At 29.7% G+C, this 20101-nt stretch carries 25 protein-coding genes; 1 reads left to right on the forward strand and 24 read right to left on the reverse strand.

Features of this window, described 5'->3' with window-relative positions; translation table 11 throughout:
- Positions 1 to 324 precede the first annotated feature (324 nt).
- From KPL54_RS14700 to KPL54_RS14725, 6 genes are all read right to left on the reverse strand, one after another.
- The gene (locus tag KPL54_RS14700) at positions 325 to 2055 is read right to left on the reverse strand and encodes an ABC transporter ATP-binding protein (protein ID WP_216107273.1); all 1731 of its coding nucleotides are present in this window, start codon (positions 2053 to 2055) and stop codon (positions 325 to 327) included.
- 112 nt (positions 2056 to 2167) lie between these two features.
- Complete coding sequence (locus KPL54_RS14705) at positions 2168 to 2644, reverse strand: GNAT family N-acetyltransferase (protein WP_216107274.1); 477 nt, start codon at positions 2642 to 2644, stop codon at positions 2168 to 2170.
- Between the two features lie 23 nt (positions 2645 to 2667).
- Positions 2668 to 3183 (reverse strand): hypothetical protein, encoded by a 516-nt coding sequence (locus tag KPL54_RS14710; RefSeq protein ID WP_216107275.1) that lies wholly within the window; start codon positions 3181 to 3183, stop codon positions 2668 to 2670.
- Positions 3184 to 3347: 164 nt separating this feature from the next.
- Positions 3348 to 3887: an HAD-IIIA family hydrolase gene (locus tag KPL54_RS14715; RefSeq protein WP_216107276.1), complete on the reverse strand. Its 540-nt coding sequence runs from the start codon at positions 3885 to 3887 to the stop codon at positions 3348 to 3350.
- Positions 3888 to 3914: 27 nt separating this feature from the next.
- Positions 3915 to 4712, reverse strand: a complete 798-nt coding sequence (locus KPL54_RS14720) for a class I SAM-dependent methyltransferase (protein ID WP_216107277.1) — start codon at positions 4710 to 4712, stop codon at positions 3915 to 3917.
- 104 nt (positions 4713 to 4816) lie between these two features.
- Entirely contained in the window at positions 4817 to 5188 is a 372-nt protein-coding gene (locus KPL54_RS14725) for a homocysteine S-methyltransferase family protein (protein WP_216107278.1), read from the reverse strand.
- 126 nt (positions 5189 to 5314) lie between these two features.
- On the opposite strand from KPL54_RS14725, the gene KPL54_RS14730 reads away from it, so the two are divergent.
- Entirely contained in the window at positions 5315 to 7000 is a 1686-nt protein-coding gene (locus KPL54_RS14730) for an IS200/IS605 family accessory protein TnpB-related protein (RefSeq protein ID WP_216107279.1), read from the forward strand.
- Positions 7001 to 7239: 239 nt separating this feature from the next.
- Here KPL54_RS14730 and KPL54_RS14735 read toward each other — a convergent pair whose 3' ends face one another.
- The 18 genes from KPL54_RS14735 to KPL54_RS14820 form a co-directional block, all read right to left on the reverse strand.
- On the reverse strand, positions 7240 to 7671 hold the full coding sequence (locus tag KPL54_RS14735) for a homocysteine S-methyltransferase family protein (protein ID WP_216107280.1): 432 nt from the start codon (positions 7669 to 7671) through the stop codon (positions 7240 to 7242).
- Between the two features lie 39 nt (positions 7672 to 7710).
- Positions 7711 to 7899, reverse strand: a complete 189-nt coding sequence (locus KPL54_RS14740; protein ID WP_216107281.1) for a hypothetical protein — start codon at positions 7897 to 7899, stop codon at positions 7711 to 7713.
- A gap of 341 nt (positions 7900 to 8240) precedes the next feature.
- A complete protein-coding gene (locus tag KPL54_RS14745; protein ID WP_216107282.1) occupies positions 8241 to 8906 on the reverse strand; it encodes an SdpI family protein in 666 nt (221 codons plus the stop codon).
- Positions 8890 to 9189 carry an autorepressor SdpR family transcription factor gene (locus KPL54_RS14750; RefSeq protein ID WP_216107283.1) on the reverse strand — a complete coding sequence of 100 codons (300 nt, stop codon included), beginning with the start codon at positions 9187 to 9189 and terminating at the stop codon, positions 8890 to 8892. The genes KPL54_RS14745 and KPL54_RS14750 overlap by 17 nt, the downstream gene beginning before the upstream one ends.
- A gap of 396 nt (positions 9190 to 9585) precedes the next feature.
- On the reverse strand, positions 9586 to 10509 hold the full coding sequence (locus tag KPL54_RS14755; RefSeq protein ID WP_216107284.1) for a serine hydrolase domain-containing protein: 924 nt from the start codon (positions 10507 to 10509) through the stop codon (positions 9586 to 9588).
- A 253-nt stretch (positions 10510 to 10762) separates the two neighbouring features.
- Positions 10763 to 11302, reverse strand: a complete 540-nt coding sequence (locus tag KPL54_RS14760) for a GNAT family N-acetyltransferase (protein WP_216107285.1) — start codon at positions 11300 to 11302, stop codon at positions 10763 to 10765.
- Between the two features lie 101 nt (positions 11303 to 11403).
- Positions 11404 to 11562, reverse strand: coding sequence for a hypothetical protein (locus KPL54_RS14765; protein WP_253203483.1), 159 nt, complete (start codon positions 11560 to 11562; stop codon positions 11404 to 11406).
- A 44-nt stretch (positions 11563 to 11606) separates the two neighbouring features.
- Positions 11607 to 12608: a S66 family peptidase gene (locus KPL54_RS14770; RefSeq protein WP_216107286.1), complete on the reverse strand. Its 1002-nt coding sequence runs from the start codon at positions 12606 to 12608 to the stop codon at positions 11607 to 11609.
- 20 nt (positions 12609 to 12628) lie between these two features.
- Entirely contained in the window at positions 12629 to 13138 is a 510-nt protein-coding gene (locus tag KPL54_RS14775) for a GNAT family N-acetyltransferase (RefSeq protein ID WP_268037611.1), read from the reverse strand.
- A 494-nt stretch (positions 13139 to 13632) separates the two neighbouring features.
- Complete coding sequence (locus KPL54_RS14780) at positions 13633 to 14274, reverse strand: GyrI-like domain-containing protein (RefSeq protein WP_216107287.1); 642 nt, start codon at positions 14272 to 14274, stop codon at positions 13633 to 13635.
- 23 nt (positions 14275 to 14297) lie between these two features.
- Entirely contained in the window at positions 14298 to 15458 is a 1161-nt protein-coding gene (locus KPL54_RS14785; protein ID WP_216107288.1) for a glycosyltransferase, read from the reverse strand.
- Between the two features lie 37 nt (positions 15459 to 15495).
- Entirely contained in the window at positions 15496 to 16308 is an 813-nt protein-coding gene (locus KPL54_RS14790; RefSeq protein ID WP_216107289.1) for an alpha/beta fold hydrolase, read from the reverse strand.
- Between the two features lie 27 nt (positions 16309 to 16335).
- The gene (locus tag KPL54_RS14795; protein ID WP_216107290.1) at positions 16336 to 17010 is read right to left on the reverse strand and encodes an HD domain-containing protein; all 675 of its coding nucleotides are present in this window, start codon (positions 17008 to 17010) and stop codon (positions 16336 to 16338) included.
- Between the two features lie 37 nt (positions 17011 to 17047).
- Entirely contained in the window at positions 17048 to 17437 is a 390-nt protein-coding gene (locus KPL54_RS14800) for a carboxymuconolactone decarboxylase family protein (protein WP_216107291.1), read from the reverse strand.
- Between the two features lie 47 nt (positions 17438 to 17484).
- Complete coding sequence (locus KPL54_RS14805) at positions 17485 to 18054, reverse strand: flavodoxin family protein (RefSeq protein WP_216107292.1); 570 nt, start codon at positions 18052 to 18054, stop codon at positions 17485 to 17487.
- 88 nt (positions 18055 to 18142) lie between these two features.
- Complete coding sequence (locus KPL54_RS14810) at positions 18143 to 18757, reverse strand: sugar O-acetyltransferase (protein ID WP_216107293.1); 615 nt, start codon at positions 18755 to 18757, stop codon at positions 18143 to 18145.
- A 167-nt stretch (positions 18758 to 18924) separates the two neighbouring features.
- Positions 18925 to 19392 carry a GNAT family N-acetyltransferase gene (locus tag KPL54_RS14815; protein ID WP_216107294.1) on the reverse strand — a complete coding sequence of 156 codons (468 nt, stop codon included), beginning with the start codon at positions 19390 to 19392 and terminating at the stop codon, positions 18925 to 18927.
- A gap of 22 nt (positions 19393 to 19414) precedes the next feature.
- Positions 19415 to 19975 (reverse strand): GNAT family N-acetyltransferase, encoded by a 561-nt coding sequence (locus tag KPL54_RS14820; RefSeq protein ID WP_216107295.1) that lies wholly within the window; start codon positions 19973 to 19975, stop codon positions 19415 to 19417.
- Positions 19976 to 20101 lie beyond the last annotated feature (126 nt).

Raw genomic sequence — 20101 nt, forward strand, 5'->3', positions numbered from 1 at the left:
TGCGGGATTACATAATATAAAACAGAAACAATCAGAAAAAACATTAAAAATTTTATTGAAGTAAATTGCATCATATACCTTCTTTCCATTACATAACGATAATTATAGACATATTTCTACAGCATATACTAACATATCTATATAGAATATACTTAAATACTAATAAAATAATGTTTAATCTAGGTGTCAATATTGTTAATAATTTGTAAACAATATGACAAAGTATTGTGTCACTATTAATCTATTCCCCACAAAAAATCAAAATAGAACTAAGAAAACTCACTCCTTAGTTCTATTTTAATTCTATATTAACAGCAGTATATATTATTTAAACTGCATGTTGTAAAGGTAAGAATATACTCCATCTTGCTCTATAAGTTCATCGTGTGTTCCTCTTTGGTTTATTCCCTCATCAGTAAGTACTACTATCTCATCTGCATTTTTTATTGTACTTAATCTATGAGCGATAACTAAAGTAGTTCTATTTTTCATAAGCTCTTCCAATGATTTCTGAATAAATTGTTCATTTTCATTATCAAGAGCAGAAGTGGCTTCATCAAGTATTAAAATTGATGGATTTTTTAAAAATACCCTTGCTATAGATATTCTTTGCTTTTGTCCACCAGAAAGCTTTACTCCTCTCTCACCAGTATAAGTATCATAACCATGCTTAAGACCTATAATAAATTCATGAATATTTGCCTTCTTGGCCGCCTCAATTATTTCATCTTCCAATGCCCCTGGCCTACCATATAATATATTTTCTCTAATGCTTCCAGCAAACAAATAAACATCCTGCTGAACTATTCCAATAGATTTTCTAAGTGATTTAAGTTTTATATTTCGTATATCAATACCATCTATTGTTATGCAGCCGTCATTTACCTCATAAAACCTTGGTATTAGGCTAGAAAAGGTTGTTTTACCACCACCTGATGGACCAACAAGTGCAATATTCTTACCTGATTGTATTTTTATATTTATATTACTTAATATGTCACTACTATTATTATAACTAAAAGATACATTGTTAAATGTTATCTCTCCCTTAGGATTCACTAATTCAACTGCATCCTCTCTATCTGTTATTTCTGGCTTTGTGGTTATAACTTCAACAAATCTTTGAAATCCTGAAAGCCCTCTTTGAAACTGTTCTGTAAAATTTACAAGCTTGTCAATAGGATTTAAGAACGTATTTATATAAAGTATGTATATTACAAGGTCAGTTACTTTTAATGAACCGTCACTTATAAATATACCACCTGCAAGAATAACACTAAGATAAAGCAATCCTTGAAAAAAGGTATTACCACTAAAAAATCTGCCCATTATAAAATAGCTATCCTCTTTAGTCTTTAAATATTCATTATTACCTTTAGTAAATTTAGCATTTTCGATTTCCTCATTAGCAAATGATTTCACTACTCTTATACCTTCTAAGCTGTCCTGGATTTGCGCATTTACTCCTGCTATCTTTTCCTTATTTTCCACAAAAACATTTCGCATTTTCTTATTATAAAAGTATGAGAAATATAACATTACTAATGTAAATAAAAGAAGTATAAATGTTATTTTTAAATTTATACCTGCGAGTATAACAAAAGATCCAACTATTTTTAATATGGATATGAATACATCCTCTGGTCCGTGATGTGCAAGTTCTGATATATCAAAAAGGTCTGTAACTATTCTCGACATGAGCTTTCCAGTACTTGCTTCATCATAATAAGAAAAAGATTGCTTTTGAAGATTATCAAAAATGTCTTTTCTCATATTTGCTTCCATTTTTGCCCCCATTATATGTCCCCATGAGGTTATGAAATACTGACAAAAGTAACGAACAATATACATAATTAATAACGCTATACCAACATATATAACATACTTAATTATCTTATTTCCATCTTGTAATACATAAACATCATTTAACAAATACCTTACTATTAACGGAAACACCAAATCTATTGCAGATAAAATTAATGCACAAAACATATCTGCAAAGAATAGAGCCTTATATGGCCCATAATAACTTATAAAATTTTTAAACATTTTCATTATTCTTGTAACCCCTTATCCTTAAAATTAGTTTACTCTTTTCAAAAGTTAAACTTAGTTAAATTATAACATGTTTTTTTGCTTTATGGTTCACCTACCTAACACCTCAAACTTAACTTTGAAGATGTTTGTCATAGAATACTAATGTCATTTTGCTATTTATAATTTTAGTCCTTCCAGTTTTCACATAACCTAATTTTTCATACAAATAACAATTCCGCGATTCTTGTAATATAGTATCTAATTCCCATACCTTTGCATCATAATATACTTCTTCAATAATTTTAAAACTCTTTTGTGCGATCCCAAACCCTTGGTATTCTGGTAAAATGAAAATAGGGCTAACACGATAGAGTTTATTATCCTTTTTCACTATTCTTATACAACCAACAGGTGTATTATCTCTTTTAATAATATAATAATCTGTAAATTCTTGATTTAAACGCATAATAGTTTTTTCTATTGATTCATTTGCAGGACTGGTTTCAAAATCTTGATATTTCGATAGTAAATCCATAAATGATTTGATTTGCATGACATGAATAGTTTCTGCATCATCTAGTATTGCTTTGGTTAAGTATATATCCATTGCCTTATTCCCTCCCATTATTATTAAAAATATAAACTATAATCCCCCGTTGGAATATCATCTTCTAATCCAACAACTTTAGGCCATAATCCTGTTTCTGCAATAATAAATCCCATAATCATTCCCATGTGACTGTGTAAATGCCTATGTTGTGCAAGAATTAACGTAAACCTTGTCCACTCACTGTTTTCAGGTTTAGCTAGAAGTATATCATCTGTTAAACTATTGTTGTATTTATTTATTTTCTCTTCAATTATTAAATAATAATGTCTTAATTCCTCTTTAGATAAAATTTTATCTGTCTTTACGTCCAAATTATTTAAATTTTCAATATGAAATAATGGCTGAGAATATTTTCGTGGATTGATATACCACATATCCAAAGAATGTAGTGTATGATAAATATGTTTCCACAGAGGCATTTCACAATAATTTTCATTCCAATATTCAATGGGTACACACTCAATAACATTGCTTAAACTCCACAGAGCACGCTTTGTTTGCTCTTTTATTATTTCAATATAACTTGCTTCATTCATTATGGTATACTCCCCTCACAATAGTATTCAACTATAGATTGTTTTTTTATTAAATTAAATATATAAGTCCATTAGTATTTCATCGTCAAAATTAGTTCTGGTATTCATGCATTAAGTTTAGCCATAAAATAATACCTCTTTGTTTAATTATCATATAATCATGTCTAAAATGTCTTCTCTACAATCCATTGAGCAGCCTCTAATAAATTATTTGCTACATAGTCCGGATCTATTTGTGACCATCTATATCTATCTTTCCCTAATGTCTCTTCACCAGCTCCAGTTAATACAAGTATTTTCCCCATATTAGCTCTCTCCGCAGCCACCATATCGCTCCACCTGTCCCCAATTACAAAACACCTTGATATGTCAAGTCCATATTCAATTTTTGCTTTTAATAACATTCCAGCTTCAGGTTTCCTGCATTTACAGTTATGTTCGGGGGTATGAGGGCATATATAAGCTTTTTCAATTCCAAATTCTTTTAATTCATTAACGAAATCTTCTTCTGTAGCTTCTCCGGCTGAAATACCAGGTTGATTTGTAAATGCAAATACTCTAATTCCGTTCATCTTTAGCATTTTTATAGCCTTTTCTGTAAATGGATATAAAAGAAATTTATCAGGATATGTTACATCGGTATCCCCGCCCATTGTGCCATCTCTATCTATAAATACTGCTTGGACCTTTTTTAAGCCAACCATATCATTTACTCCTTAAATTTTTATTTTCTATTTTCTACATATTAACAGTGCATGGTTACTACTTCCCAAAATGCTCTTCTCTCTACAACTACATAAATTATAATAAATCCATGCTTCATATTCTTCATCATTCATTTCATCTACAAGCTTTCCTAATAATGGACTTATCCCATCAGTTGCTACATGGTCAATAATTTTAATCTTAAATTTTGAAACTAGTAACTCCATGTCTGTTGGTGTGGTGAAAAATGCATCTGTCCAAAAACATTCTTTTTCACCTTCCTCTATAGTCCCACCACTTAAAATTTTATCAATAAACCCATGAGTTAAAAATTTTTTATCTTGAGACATAATATAATTAAGCACATAGTGTTTATTTATATATGCAACTGCTAGTATTCCTCCTTTTTTTAATATTCTTAAATTCTCACTAATACACGCTTCTCTATCCTTTTCATTTACAAGATGGTACATTGGTCCAAGACATAATACTACATCAAAACTTTCAGAATCATATTGCTTTAAATCTATAGCATTAGCTACTTCTGCCCGTAGTTTAATAGTGTTACTAGCTTTACTAAGCTTTTCTTTAATAATTTCTACATGCTTAGGCGTTATATCAGTAGCCACTACCTCATTTTCCTTATTTGCATAATAAAAAGAATACACCCCTGTCCCCGCGCCTAATTCTATAATTTTATCCTGATGTTTTATATATTCATTTAAAATACTTGTTGTTACATTAAATTCTACTTTTCTTGCTTTATTGGTTGAAACCCTGCTTTCTTCATCATATTTATTATAAAAATTAACGATATTATTCATAAAAACACTCTCCCTACATCTAATTATTTTTGAAAATGCTCCAACTCATCTGATTTATAGACATTTGTCCAATGGTACGCTTGCAACTCATTAAGTCTTACAAATTAAATAATATCCGTATTAATATCCTTAGTATCTCTCCTAGCTAACTCTTCAATATGTCTATTATCAGTCCCACAACATCCCCCTAATATTTTAAAATTGTTGTTATCCTTTAGTTCAATCATTGAATTAATTAATATATCAAAATCATCGGTTTGCAGCTTAATATTATCATTTAAATCTTCTGGACTTGCTGTAGATGTATTTGCTTGGATTCCTATTAGACGTTCCCTCACTAATGCTGTTTTATTTAGTGGGTTAGAAAGTGCCTCTTGTAATACAATCGGATGTACGCAATTTACCATATAACATAAAGGTTTTGGAGTTATAGTATTATCAATTTCCTCTATAATATCATTTATCTTTATTTGCAAAAGAAGACTCCGTTCTCTGTAGACGGAGATGAATTTTGTTGCTAAATTATTTTTATATAAATTAATATTATAGGCTCTATTACGGCATAATATATATTAGAGATTATAAAAAAGGTGGCGAATATTTTGAGGATAGAAACTAATTCTTCTACAAGAATATATAAAGATAAGCTCCGTTGCGAAAATTTTAATAACCTATCGAATATACTGTATGTTGTTAATGAAGCTAAAATTAAAGCTTATTCAATTCTTGTTTACAATCAGGAGAAAGGTCTTTCTAAGAGTATTCATTTAACTATTAAAAATATGTTTAATCTTAATACTTATTATACAAACTACGCTGTTTGTGAAGCTAAATGGAATAAATCTTCTAATGTTGAATTAAACAAAATGTACATAGATGATTTAAAGCAGAACATTAACCATAGAGAGAAATCTGTTAAGGATTTAACTAATAAAATTAAATTTTGGAGTAAGATTCATACTCATATTATCGATATATCTAAGGCTATTAAAAATAGTAAAAGTCTCCCCAAATTTAAGTATTATAGACCATATTATTTTTATATGTCAGATAATAAGATTTTTGTTGAGGCCAATTATAAAAATAAATCAATTATATATAATATATACGATTTTGAACATGCTCTTGTCGTAAAAAAAATTAGCAGATTAACTAATAAACTGAATATGATTAAGCGTGGTATAGGTTATCAAAAACAAAAACTTGCAAGGCTTAATACAAGTGTAGTAAAATCATGTTTTGGTACTAAGAGACTATTCAAAGCTCAGCATACATTATATAACGATCATTTTGCATGGAAGGAAGACTTCTATAAATCTAGACATAAAACTATAGAACTTCAAGGACTTAACACAGTTACACAAGGAAATGCTTGTATTAAATACAACTACGAAACCAATTTACTAAGTATCCAACTGCCCTATGAAAATAAAATAGGTGCATATCATAGTTCACAATGGTTTGAAGTAGAAAATGTTGATTTTCCTTACCATAAAGACTTATTAATAGAAGCTCTAAACACTAAAAATTCCCTTGTTTCTTGGAGAATTGAAGACAAAGGAGATTACTTTTTGTTTAAGCCATCTTATAAACTATTTAAAGATGAAAGTCAAATTAATTATTCTAAGGCAAATGGAATTGTAGGCTATGATATAAACTATGACCATATTGCATGGAGTGAAACTGATTGCATCGGAAACCTATTAGACTTTGGCACTATACATTTTAATATAGCAAATAAAACTTCAGGGCAAATTTCAAAAATTTTAGAAAAGAGTGCCATAGGGCTTGTTCAAATAGCCAGGGATAAAAATAAACCACTTGCTGGTGAGGATATTAAAAATATCAAGAAATCCAAACTAACATATGGGAATACTAAACGAAATATGAAAATCAGTATGTTTGCTCATAAAAAAATCATTGAAGCAATCAGTTCCAGGGCTTTTAAAGAAAATTTAGCCGTATTTTATGTAAATCCAGCATACACTAGCCAAATGGGTAAAATAAAATATATGAAAGCTAAAGGAATATCTATTCATGTATCCGCTGCATACTGTATATCTCGTAGAGCTCTTGGGTATAAAGAGAAAATACCTTTGATGTATAGAATATTTACAAACAATTGGAAGGTACTGTCCAAAGAAATTAAAACGCTTAAAGTTCATTACCTCTATAAAGTTTCAAGCACCTTCGGATACTCGAATTTAAAAGCTTTTGTAAAAGATACTATAGTAAGCAATTATGCTGTCTTCAAAGAAAAGCCTATTATAAAGTTTAGTTTTAATTAAATTATTCAGATAAATTACTTTAATATAAAAATAAAAAATTGCTTTATAGCTTATAGTTACCCTAAAATCTAAGGTTGCTACGCAGTGAAGGCACTTACGTGATAGGGGTGCATTAATTATGAGCTACTCATGAAATAATTATACTTGTAGCTTGTTTAGAATACTAAACAAGCTCTATGTTACAAGGATATTGTTTCTTACGGTTCTTAGTTCAATGAGAACTGGACCGCTTTTGCGGTTTACAATCGCCCACTTCTATAAGTGGTGCGTATGTTGAATATAGTGCCATCTAATAAGCTACCAGCTTTTCTGATTACAAAACTCAAAATATAAGGTATGCCTGTTTCAGCCATAGCTTTTGCTATACCAATTGCCTCCGATTTTGCGGGTAAGACCCCTGCAAATAAGAAATTTACATTTGTTTGTTTAAACAATTCTGCTTGAAGTTTATGGAATTTATATGCTTCAGACGTCTCTAATGCCTCATTAGGATTATAAGCATCACCCTTACATCCCATTAACCCTCCAATAAAGATTTTATTTTTATGAGCTGGGTAATTTTCTCGCAAATCTTCTAAAAATTCTACACAATCTTTTATAACACTCTTATCATGATAATTTGAACGATTAATTCTCTCTACGGTTGCTCTTCTGGTAGGTGTCATAAGCATTATAGGAATATTATAAGAATCAGCTATATCAATATACTGCTAATAAATTAAAGATAATATCTCAATGCCTTTTTCATCATATATTAGACCTGCAGGCAAAATATCCTTATCTAAAGGAATACAAAATTCCCTTTTTAATCTCTCTATAATAGCTCCTTCTGTTAATAAAAATGAAGTATTGTTAAATGTATTTAAAAACGAATTTTGTGGCTGACTATTATCTTTCATAAATCCTCCTTTTAAATTCTTTATCTTCTTTACATCATCCGACAGTGTTAACAATATCTTTGTTTTATTTTTAATAAAATTAAATTATTACTTAGCAAATGCTATAAAATAAAATACTCTCACCTCCAAGAATTGTATATCTTGGAGATGAGAGTTACTTGTTTACTCTTCTTAACATCACTTTATTATATAAAATTATTTTGTTAAATTATACATCTATATACTCATATTGTAAATATTATTTTCTTTTTTAAAAAAAGTTTTCAATATAGAGTTTGTCATCTATTTATTATTGTTTTGCCATGGTTTTCTAACGTAATGGCCATTTAATTTTTATTTTCTTATTTATTTTCATTAACAATTTTGTGATAAATAACATATGAATATACAGTAGGCACAACTACCATTACTACCAAAATGATTATGAAAACTATTCCATTAAAAGTTACACCTATAACAGTTAATAATATATTTACTATTCCTCCTATAACCCATATTGGTCCCGCCATTCTATGAGTTTTCCTCCATACTTCTTCATTTGCTAAAGTCCAAGGAGTTTTTATTCCCACAAAATAGTTAAACTTAAATCTCCCCATTATATTTCCTAATAAAATAAATAACAATGAAACCATTATTTGCGTGAAATCTGGTTTATTAACAATAGTGCCTGTGGCTATTAAAAGCGCATACACTTCCATTGCAAGAAAAAATATAATTAATAGATACTTTAAATATTGATAGGTTGCCTGAAATGCTTCATAATTTTTTCTTTTAGGATCTATATAAGGTAAAATAATAAATAATAAATACATTCCTAAATTTATCAGAGCTAATCCAAATGCTCCGAAGAATTTACTCCCATAACCATTTATTTGTCCATTTGAATTCCAATGCATAGGTATTCTACTTGGGAGTGATGGATAAAAATAAACTCCAAGTGCAAAACCTACAAATATAAGTATTAAAATTCCCTTATCTTTTTTTAAAACATTACTTATCTTTTTCATTTTCACTTTCCCCCTCATTAACATGTGTTGCATTAAAAAACCAATTAGTTACTTCTTGGAACACTGTAGTATCAAGCGAATAATAAATATATTGGCCCTTACGTTCATCTGTTACCAAAAGCGATTGTTTTAAAGCATTAAGATGGTGAGAAATACTTGGTTTAGTCATATTAAAATGTTCTGCTATTTCTCCAGCAGTCAAATCTTTCTCTTTCAATAATAAAATAATTTTTCTCCTTGTTGGGTCTGCAAGTGCCTTAAACGGTAAATTGAGAATTGACATATTAATTTCTCCTTATATTTTTTTTAGGTTTAGATAATCAATTAGATATTTAGATAACTGTCTAACCTTCTAATTGTATTGTATTCCCATTCTCTTTAAATGTCCACACTTTTTCATTCTTTATATGGTTATAATTTTCATATCTATAAAACTATATATACAAAAAAATAAAGGCTGTCCATCCCCCACCTGTACAGGATGGGAGAATTACACCTATTATTGTTAAAACACTTACCTTTGCTGTTTTTATTTTGTTTCTTATAATATCACGTCCATTTCTACCTTACATAAAAAACAGTATTGGCACAGAGTAATACTTAATGTGACTACTCCAGTCCTCATATATTCTAAAACAGTATTTACTTTTTCTCACATTCAATATATGCTATAGGAACATTAATCACTTATTATAGTTTGAATTTCCGTATGCATCTCCCAAACATCACACTCTCCATTGAACATAGTTTTATTGCTCAAAATTATAATTGTTGCATCAATCTCTGGATAATATGAAAGCATTGCACCTACACCATCGTTTAGGCCCTCTTTACGCATACAAAATACATTACCATTAACTTCAACGAACTCAAAGGCATATCCTTTTCTTAAGGTTGCGTTAACTGAAGGTTCACCACAATTAAATGGCTTGGCAAATTTACAATGAGGTGAAAATAACATATTCGTATATTCTGAATTTAATACCACATTTGATTTTAGGTTTCTTATAAAAATATCAAGGTCAAGTACTGTTGTATAGGCTCCAGAATCAGGAGATCCAATAGGTGGATAAGAGTAAATATTTTTTCTCCATTTAATATGATCCTTATTTTTTGCGTAGTGTCCAACATAACCTTCTGCCACATTTGCATTCACTTCATCCATAGCACAAAATTTTGTATTTAACATACCACTAGGCACAAAAATATTATCGGTGACAAATTTTCTATAACTCTGTCCAGATATTCTTTCTATCGCTAAACCCAATAAGACAAAAGCACAATTATTATATCTAACATTAGTGCCTGCCTTAAATAAAGGTTGTTTATATGCAAATTGCTTAAGAAAATCGCATGTATTTCTTATAGCATAATTAGGTTTATCAATAAATAAATCCGAGTAAATTTCTCCTGCTTCTTCGTCTGCGTCATCAGCGATTCCAGAAGTATGATTAAGCAAATTATAGATATTTACATCCTTAGGAATTGTAGTTCCTTTTAAATCAATAATACTTGTAATTTTGTCATCGAAATGTAACAACCCTTTTTCTATTAAGATCAAAATGGCCGTTGCAGTAAAAACCTTAGTTATTGACTTAACCAATGTTAACTTTAATTTTGTACGTGTATAAGAATCAACTTAATTACCATCTTCATGTCTTGTGAACTCAAGAATATAATTATACTCTTGCTCAGTCGACCTATTTACTCTAAAACTTTCCTCCCCAATACAATACCTCCACTTTTAGTTTTTACATAGTTCACGTTCATGTATTTAACTATACTTTTTATACAATATTTCTATCTACTCAAAATTTCATATAAAAACTATAAAAACTATCCATGTTTTTTTATAATCAATCAGTATATTCGGATTTGAAAATATTATAGTATAAGGTGGTAACTTCTTTATTATTTAATAGTTTTAACCTCTCAGTTTTTTGAAATCTATATTTAAATCCGCATTTTTCAATTACTCTTTTAGATTTAGAATTAAAATCAAAATGTCCACACCAAATTAAATCTAAATTTAATTCATTAAATCCATATTTTATTAAATAATTTACAGCCTCTGGAATAAACCCATTTCCCCAGTACTTAGGGTTAAGAACATATCCTATTTCCTTCTGCTTCAAGTCAGAAAGACTATCATCAGGTTTTCTATTATGCAGTCCTATACCACCAATTACTTTGTTTTCTGATTTTAGAACTACAGCATATGTTTCATTACTTTCAATGAACATTCTTATTATTCCTTTACCTTCTTCCTCATTCTTATGAGGTGGCCAGCCAGCACTTGGACCTACTAATTCACTTTTAGCATACTCATATAAATCAGTGCTATCACTTTCTTTCCATTCTCTTAGTATTAATCTATTAGTTACTAATGTTTCCATATTTGTTCATCCCTTTCTCTAAAAGTACCTACTCTTGACAACTAGTTTATTTGTAATTATTTTTATATTACATCAAATTTAGGATATTTATATTTTATTCTTTATCTAAATTTTTCTAATCTGTAATGTCCTTCATCATCAACAAATATTGTTAAAAGTATACTTTCATCTTCTTTTCCCCAAAAACTTGAAATTGCTCCACAAGCAATAATTTTCTTATCTAAACAAAAAACATACATATGTGCGTTCCCGCACCGCATATCGCCCCCCACTACAATTTTCTCCACATCTCTATACTATATTTCTAATTACACCAATCTTTTATGATGCTTACTTTCTTATTTGTAGCATCAAGTTCAATTTTACATCCTATTGGTAGCGTCATCATTGGGTGCGTATGACAACAATCAAAATCGGCAATAAACGGTAACTTATTATCTCCTAATACTTCTACTAAAATTTCATATGGTTTTCTACCTGTCTTCAAATCATCAAATAATTCATGTTTTCCAAGTATAATTCCAGAAACTTTATCAAATACACCATTTAATTTTAGAAAAGAAAAACTTCTTTCTATCGTTGCAGCATCTTTTAAAGAATCTTCTATAAAAAGTATATCTCCATCCTTTATATCAGGCATATATTTGCTGCCCCATATCCCTTGAATTGTATTTAAGTTACCACCCATTACCCTACCTCGGACATTTCCGCCATAAATTGTAATCCAAGAGTTTTCTCTTTTCTCTTTGCTTCTATCTTGTGTTTCCCAATTAACGTACTCATCTGTCCAGTATTCTGGAGTTTGAAAGCCATAAGGAAAACTCATTTTATCCATAGTGATTTCTTTGAAATATTTATAAGTAAGATCAACAAATGGCGTAAATTCCCCAAATGATGCCACTAATGCAGGTCCATAGTATGTACTTATTCCTGTTTGTGCATATATAGCAAGCAGAATTGCTGTAACATCTGAATATCCTATTATTATCTTAGGATGTATCTTAAACTCATCATAATTTATATAAGGAAGAATTGAATTTGAATTCATTCCACCGATTGTTGCCATGATACATTTTACTTCTGGATTTCTAATTAAACTATTTAATTCCTCTGCTCTTTGCATAATACTCCCTGACCTATAAAAATCATATTTCCCTGTTAAACTTCCTTCTATCAACTTAAAGCCTTTACTTTGTAAATATTTCTTGGCTTTATCAAATCTATTAGGACATGAATATGTTATAGGTGCTGATGGCGAGAAAATACCTATCGAATCACCGGCCTTTAATTTGGCTATTTCATCCATGTATATCCTCCTAAAATATTTTATTTATTTTCAATTTTCCACCATATTAATTCTTCATCTTCCTTATATTTAATAGCACCCACATTTTTTAATACTTTATGAGATTCTATATTATCCTTTTCTGTATCTGCAATTATATATATAGCCTTTGGATTTTCGAAAATCCATTTTTTTAAACCTTGTAATGCCTCCGTAGCATAACCCCTATTTCTGTACATATCTTCAATACCATATCCAACTATTACTTCACCATTTTCATTAGGACATCCTTTAATCATTATAAATCCTATTATCCTATTTTCTTCTTTAAGAACGATCGCCCAATTTGTTAACCATAAATAGTTTTTATTATCTTCAAGTACCTTTCGCAACCTTACTTTCATTGCATACTCCATTTCATCATCAAGTATTGTATTAGAAACACTTAATCCCAACTCACTCTCCATTTCCCCATAGTTATCTACAGCTAAAGAGAGGTGTTTTGCCTGTAAAGGTACTAAATTTAATCCTTCACTTTCTAATTTTATCACGTGATTCCTCCCCAATGATTTATTGAATAATGTATATTATTTGTTGGATGATAAAACACCAATATTCTACCTAATGCTAAGTTTATTCATCCTCGAGAATACTCATCTTAATCAATGACCAGTATTTTATGATTTCAAAACTATAAATTATTTTATGAATATTCCGTCTATTTTATTATTAGCTCACTTATAAATTTCTTTATACCTCCACTACTTTTCAAAATAATAATATTCAATTATGAGTGATTTTTTAATAATTCATAAATACGGGGACGCATAGCTCATAAGAAAAGATGATATGACATTAAATCTTTTGCTTATTATACCATATTCCCCAAATAAACTTAATATTTCATAAAAATTATATATCTTTCATTAAAGATTCATCCTTTTGCTCAGTTTCTTAATAATGTAAAAAAAAATAGAGCTAAGGAAACTCAATCCTTAATTCTATCAGAAGTCCGTGCACTTGGAGTAGATTATCACATTTTTAACTAAATATTATCCTCATTATTTATAACAACCATATATCTTAAAACTGTTTTTAATTTGGATTCTTCAGTTTTCCTTGCGTCAGAAAGATATATTTCTTTATGATGCACATTTGATACAATTCGTAGATTATTATCCATACAATATTTATCCATTAACTCAAAACTTTTAGGTTCATCATCATATGAGCCAATATGAATCATTTGAACAGATAATCCATCTTCTATAGTTTCAAAAATTACATCATCTAAAAAAGAATTAGGTTTTTTCTTTCTAACATTTTCAAATGCTAGATCCACTATTTCTTGTGTAACAAAATCAGGCTGTCTAATCATAATTGTATACACTAATTCATCTTTATTCAATTCTTTAAATTGTCTTCCTTTTTCAGTCAAATCCCATGTCGCCTCAAGTGGGTAAACAGTATATTCGAAATATCCATTTGGAATATACCCTTGTTTAGGCATCATTCTAATAGCATAAGCTAAAGAATACAAAACACCTATTTTCTCAGAGTACTCCTCATCATTAGGATTTCCTTGTCCACTTAACATAAAAAACTTTTGCTTCGGAACCGTTATTAAATTTGGTTTGCCATTTGGTAAGTATAAATTTTTCTCTTGCTTTCTCCATTCATATTTCATAATATCCCTACTTTCTACTAAATTTAATGTATTAAATCTTCTAAAACCTGTACTACTTTATTTACCCCTCCAAGATTTAATAACCGTTCTCCTGATTTTTTAGAATTATTAGCATAGATAGGTTTTATGTTTAACTCCTTAACTATCTTCTTAATTGTTTTGGCATTAAAATCACTTGATTCCAATGAAACTCCTGCACCTAAATGAACTATTGAAGATGCATTATACCGCCTCTCAAAGTTATTACCTGGACATATAATTTGAGGAACTCCATATATTAGACCTGTCATAATACTATTTTGACCTCCATGGTTTATGTAGGCTACTGCTTCTGGCATAAGTTCACTAAAATCAAATTTTCTATCAACATTAATATTGTTCTTCTTGAATGGCTTTACTTGTTCCGTTGCAATATATATTTGGAATTTACTCTCCTCGAATACTTTAGCCAAATTGTATATAACTGTCTTTGGCGTAATTGTCCCATATCCCATATATGCTATAATTTTATTCCTTGGTGTTTCTACAGTTTTTACATTAGGCACAAAGAATGGACCCGTAAAAACTATCTTTTTATCGTCAATCGGTTCTAATTCATAGGAACTTGGAACTACTTTTAAATCAGCCCAATCAAATATATCAAGGACTGACTCGATTGATGGCAGTTTATTTTCCTGTATAAACACTTTAACGCCTGCACTATATTCAGGATTAGAAGCAAAAGACTTCTGAACAGGATAACTAAAACCTGTAACAACTTTAACATTTTCCAACTTTGAAGCAACAATTGCAGAAATTCTAAATTCCGCATATACTACATCTGGCTTAAAGTTTTGTATTGCCTTTCTTATATAAAACACATCTTCTAAAAAATGATTATAAGTGATTGCTCCAATAAAATGGAGCACCTGTTCATAACTATTAACGCTTTTCTTCTGTTGAATCCCTAGTAACTGTACTATTTTAATCATTCTTTTCCCAATAAACATAGGCATACCGAGCGGTGATGGAATAGGTGCATAATAGTTTTTTATATTTTCTATAGGTTTGTAGTTTACATCCTTGGCTGCACAGAATGCGACTTCATGCTGTTTCTCATTCAATTTATGACATAAAGCAACTGCCCTTGAAAAAGGACCACTTGTTTCTGCCATTGCTGACATAGGTGCAATTAAAACCCTCATAAAATTAACTCCTTTACATGGTGTATTTACTTCATAACTAATTAACCCTTACAAGCCATTCTTTCACTAATGAATTAAATAATTCTTCCTGTTCTATTTGCAAACTATGTCCCGCTCTATCTAGTATAGCGAAAGTCGCTCTTGGAAAATTGTCTAATATATTCCATGAATCTTTATATCCAACACAATTATCTTGTTTTCCTAACAATATAAGAGAAGGTTTATCAAATTTATTATTTAACTTATCTACATCGAATGTGAATACATATCCATCTTTTTTAAGAGTTTTCAAAAATACCCTATCAGCTATTTTAGCTCCGGATATTATTTCATTTTCACATCTCTCATATATTTTTTCACTTTGAACTACTACACTAGAATTAAAGCCTTCAGCCACTTCTGGTGTCAGTTTAGCTAACAACTTACTATCTTTAAGCAAAACAATATGCTCCGGAACATTGCGTTTATTATGATCTGCTACTATAACTGGGCAAATCAATAAAACACCATCAACTCTATCTGCCATTCTATAGATTACTCCTCTTGCCAAATATCCCCCATATGACTCACCAGCAAGTAAAAATTTTTCATTTGGAATAATCTTATCAATGAAACTAATTACAATATCAAGCATAATATCAGAATCAATAATCCATTCATCACTCTCTGATTTGCCCATGCCTGGTAAGTCAACATATATCCTTTTATAACCATTTTCAGTGTTAAATACAGGTTCCATACATCCTGCCATTAACCTGTGGTCTACATTATAACCATGTAACATAATAATTGGTTTTCCATTTCCTATTATTTCATAGTTTATAAATATGTTTTTTATTTTGCATTTCATCCTTTTATCTCCTTTATTGAATTACTTTTACTCAATCCCTTCTATCTCTAACTTTAATCTATTAAAATATTCTTTCATGAATTCAAGTCTTCTTTTCCCTATTTCCTTTGCTTTTTTTGTATATAATTTATCGGGGATTTTTTTAAACTTTACTTCATATTCAATAAAAGGTGTATGTTTTGAAACATCTTTTATCCGCCCATTTTCAACAGTATTGGTATTTAAATAGTTATCAAGCGGTTCACCAATTGTTAATCTTTGTCCAAATTGTCCTGCTAACATAAAAGTACGTGCAATTCCACTTGCCCCTATAACATCAAGTTTATCTGAATCGAAAAGTATTTTTGCTTCTATCGTATTAGGCTCATTTCCAGTTCTAAATCTATGTGCTATAATGCAGTGTTTTATCTTATCTATCTTTTCTTCTTCATATTCCAAGTTCATTAATATTCCCTCTGCAATTTCACTGCCTAAAACAGCATGGTCAATTTTTCCTGTTTTATCTTCACTCTCTTCAACTCTTGCAATGTCATGCAACAATGCTGCTGGAATAAGAACCTCTAGATCAACATTTTTTTCATCTTTTGAAATCAACAGACAAAGATTGTACACCCTAAATATATGGTCTAAATTATGAGCAGAACAAGTTAATTTCTCCTTAACAATTGCTATAATTTTTTTATGTTTCATTTCCATATCCATTAATATTGCTCCCTTTTATATGTCGTATACAGAAGATTTATTGTTGATTCTCCTTGGTTAATTTTATTTCTTCAAATCTTTTCTCTGCTGCTTTTATAACTTCAACGCCTGTTTTACATAACACATTAATACCTTTTACAATAGTTACAATTACAAACGCTTCTACTAACTCTTCCATGGTTAAACCTGCTTCTATTGCAGCAACAGCATGTGCTTTTGCACCACTTACTTCATTATCTAAGCTATCCAATATCGTAAAAATTAATTCGCTTGTCTTTTTAGGCAAATGACCATTTTGAACGGATTCACGCATTACCAAATAACCTTTCAATCCCTCTGGGGAATATTTAGAGAGTATGTCAGCAAAAGGCGGATTCCATTTTAATTCATTCTTATAATAATTAAGTATATTTTCAACATTATCCATAATAAATTTAACCTCCATTTTATCAGAAACATTAGTGACTAAAAAATTTAATCCATAGACAAATTATGTAGCTCATTTAATTTCAATGCAAGTTCTTTGGCTTTATCTAAAGCCTCAATATCTTCTTTTGCTGGTATCTCATTAGTATGAATCGACCTTACACTACCAATTGGTGTCGTATTCATCTGGTTAAAAATAATATTCGCAGTTTTTTCTGAACGATCATAGTCACGTGTATCTCCACCTGCTGAAATAACAAGCACACCATTTTTCTTTTTCTGCTTAAACTCACTGTCTTTCCTTATACATCTAGCTGCATAAAATAACTGTAGTCTACTTGCAAAGCTTAAAAGTTGACCTGTAAGTTCAGAAAAATATAATGGTGAAGCTATTACAACATTATCAACTTCATTAAGCAGTTGATATACTTCTTGCATATTATCGTTAATAGAACATCCCTTGTTATGCCAACAATATCTGCAATCTACACATGGATTAATATTATTATAAGTTTCAATTATTCTTACTTCACCATCAAGATATTTTATCATTTCATTAACCAAAGTCATAGAGTCTCCGTTCTTTCTTGGTGAACCACTAATAATTAATGTTTTCATATTTTTTACCCCCTTTGAATGGATTAGATAATATTTTACCATTGCGCTGCTCTTTAAGAATGCTTCCTCTTAAACTGTTAGTTTTATATTAGTCAAAATAATCATCAACATCAAAAACATTATTTTTATAGTAATATTCGCGGTCTTCTTCAGTAATTTCACGAATAACCTTGCATGGATTCCCTACTGCTATCACATTATCTGAAATATCTTTAGTAACAACACTTCCCGAACCTATAACAACATTATTTCCAATGCGAACCCCAGGATTTACAACAACATTTCCACCAAGCCAAACATTATTTCCTATTGTTATACCAATACCATATTCATATCCAGAATTTCGTGAATCAGGATGTATTGGGTGACCTCCTGTATATAGAGAAACATTTGGAGCAAATTGAACATTATTACCTATGATTACTTTTCCCACATCTAAAATGGTACAGTTATAATTCGCAAAAAAACAATTTCCAATTTCAATATTCTTTCCATAATCACAATGAAAAGGAGCTTCAATATGTATATCTACACCTGCTTTACCAAGAATATCTCTTATTATTTTATCAATTTTTCCGTATTCATCTGGTAGACAGTGATTATACCCATATATCTTCTTTTTATTCTCCATTCTTTCTTCTGCTAATCCGTCTAACCACGCCTTATATGGCAAACCCGCCAACATTCTATCTTTCTGATTCATAATTTTTCACACCTTTCAGCCTATATTAATATGTACCATAATCTCTTTTCCCGAAAGAATCATATATTAAGGCCTCCTTATTTCTATCTTTTAAATTTCTATACTTTTCTTCCCAGACATCTAAATAATTTTGATTTATATCAATATTATTAATTTTATTACTAGTGTTAATGATAAATTTCTTTCATCATTAAGAACTCGGTTACTCCTGTTTTATACAAGTTTGGAATAACTCCAACTTCTGTATAACCAATACTCTGATATAATCGTTTAGCTTCTGAATTAAACTCTGCAACAACAAGAAATAACTTGGAATAGTTTTTAGAAGTTACTTTCTCAAAGTGTTTTAATAATTTTTTTCCTATTCCAAGATTACGAAACTCTTCTTTTACAGCTATAATATGTAAATACGGAAAGCTGTGAAAAGCACCATTAATAATAAACCAAACAAACCCTAAACATATACCTTCTTTGTCTATCGCAACAAAAATCTCTCCTTTAGAAATTCCTTCACTTAAAGTTTTAATTGCTTTATCTTCTTCTTCAAAATATACTCTTCCTAATTCAGATTTCATTAAAGTCACTGTACAGTCAATTAAGTGTTTTTTTTCTGCTTTGATAATATTTATATCCATTAACTATCTTCTCCAATCAATTTTATTTCACAGCTTCCCATTCATCTTTCAATATGCCATAACTCACAGAATTGTAATATTTATTATCAACAATTCTTGCTTTCCTATAAACAGCCTCTTTCTTCAAACCTATCTTTTCAGCCAGTTTCATCATTCTTTCATTTCCAGACCAAGTTGATAATCCAATCCTTATGAGCTTTGGGTTCTTTGCAAACACTTCATCAATCCACATTTTTAAAGCTTTATAACCAATACCTTGTCCCCAATAATCATCATTGAAAATAACAATTCCAATTTCCATCCAAAGAGTTTCTTGTGATTTCCAATACCAATTCACTTGACCAATTATCTTGTCGGTATCTTTGTTTGCTATTATCCTTTTGTCTTTGAGTACATTCTTTTCCCCTTTTAATAGTAATAATCTTAAATCTTCCACATGTTTTCTTAATTCCGTTTCACTTTTTTTCACGTAATATGGTCCATTAAATTTCTGGAATTCGCGTGATGGATGATTCAAATACAAATAATCCTCTAAGTCTTTAATTTCTAATTCTCTTAACACTATGTTTATTGATTTATTCATTTTATTTCTCCTTAAATTTTAAAAATATTTTCGATATTAATTTACTATAAACCTTATATCAAAGTTTAATAGTCATACCATCATATGCAAACCTAACATTTTCATAATCTTTTTCTAAATCAAGAT

The sequence above is a fragment of the Clostridium estertheticum genome, assembly GCF_018861295.1.
Lineage (GTDB): Bacteria > Bacillota > Clostridia > Clostridiales > Clostridiaceae > Clostridium_AD > Clostridium_AD estertheticum_D.

Excerpts from the sequence above, each read along its gene's own strand:
- KPL54_RS14700 (WP_216107273.1), bottom strand. The coding sequence starts at position 2,055 with ATGAAAATGTTTAAAAATTTTATAAGTTATTATGGGCCATATAAGGCT.
- KPL54_RS14705 (WP_216107274.1), bottom strand. The coding sequence starts at position 2,644 with ATGGATATATACTTAACCAAAGCAATACTAGATGATGCAGAAACTATT.
- KPL54_RS14710 (WP_216107275.1), bottom strand. The coding sequence starts at position 3,183 with ATGAATGAAGCAAGTTATATTGAAATAATAAAAGAGCAAACAAAGCGT.
- KPL54_RS14715 (WP_216107276.1), bottom strand. The coding sequence starts at position 3,887 with ATGGTTGGCTTAAAAAAGGTCCAAGCAGTATTTATAGATAGAGATGGC.
- KPL54_RS14720 (WP_216107277.1), bottom strand. The coding sequence starts at position 4,712 with ATGAATAATATCGTTAATTTTTATAATAAATATGATGAAGAAAGCAGG.
- KPL54_RS14735 (WP_216107280.1), bottom strand. The coding sequence starts at position 7,671 with ATGCTTATGACACCTACCAGAAGAGCAACCGTAGAGAGAATTAATCGT.
- KPL54_RS14740 (WP_216107281.1), bottom strand. The coding sequence starts at position 7,899 with ATGAAAGATAATAGTCAGCCACAAAATTCGTTTTTAAATACATTTAAC.
- KPL54_RS14745 (WP_216107282.1), bottom strand. The coding sequence starts at position 8,906 with ATGAAAAAGATAAGTAATGTTTTAAAAAAAGATAAGGGAATTTTAATA.
- KPL54_RS14750 (WP_216107283.1), bottom strand. The coding sequence starts at position 9,189 with ATGTCAATTCTCAATTTACCGTTTAAGGCACTTGCAGACCCAACAAGG.
- KPL54_RS14760 (WP_216107285.1), bottom strand. The coding sequence starts at position 11,302 with ATGGAAACATTAGTAACTAATAGATTAATACTAAGAGAATGGAAAGAA.
- KPL54_RS14765 (WP_253203483.1), bottom strand. The coding sequence starts at position 11,562 with ATGCGGTGCGGGAACGCACATATGTATGTTTTTTGTTTAGATAAGAAA.
- KPL54_RS14770 (WP_216107286.1), bottom strand. The coding sequence starts at position 12,608 with ATGGATGAAATAGCCAAATTAAAGGCCGGTGATTCGATAGGTATTTTC.
- KPL54_RS14780 (WP_216107287.1), bottom strand. The coding sequence starts at position 14,274 with ATGAAATATGAATGGAGAAAGCAAGAGAAAAATTTATACTTACCAAAT.
- KPL54_RS14785 (WP_216107288.1), bottom strand. The coding sequence starts at position 15,458 with ATGAGGGTTTTAATTGCACCTATGTCAGCAATGGCAGAAACAAGTGGT.
- KPL54_RS14790 (WP_216107289.1), bottom strand. The coding sequence starts at position 16,308 with ATGAAATGCAAAATAAAAAACATATTTATAAACTATGAAATAATAGGA.
- KPL54_RS14795 (WP_216107290.1), bottom strand. The coding sequence starts at position 17,010 with ATGGATATGGAAATGAAACATAAAAAAATTATAGCAATTGTTAAGGAG.
- KPL54_RS14800 (WP_216107291.1), bottom strand. The coding sequence starts at position 17,437 with ATGGATAATGTTGAAAATATACTTAATTATTATAAGAATGAATTAAAA.
- KPL54_RS14805 (WP_216107292.1), bottom strand. The coding sequence starts at position 18,054 with ATGAAAACATTAATTATTAGTGGTTCACCAAGAAAGAACGGAGACTCT.
- KPL54_RS14810 (WP_216107293.1), bottom strand. The coding sequence starts at position 18,757 with ATGAATCAGAAAGATAGAATGTTGGCGGGTTTGCCATATAAGGCGTGG.
- KPL54_RS14815 (WP_216107294.1), bottom strand. The coding sequence starts at position 19,392 with ATGGATATAAATATTATCAAAGCAGAAAAAAAACACTTAATTGACTGT.
- KPL54_RS14820 (WP_216107295.1), bottom strand. The coding sequence starts at position 19,975 with ATGAATAAATCAATAAACATAGTGTTAAGAGAATTAGAAATTAAAGAC.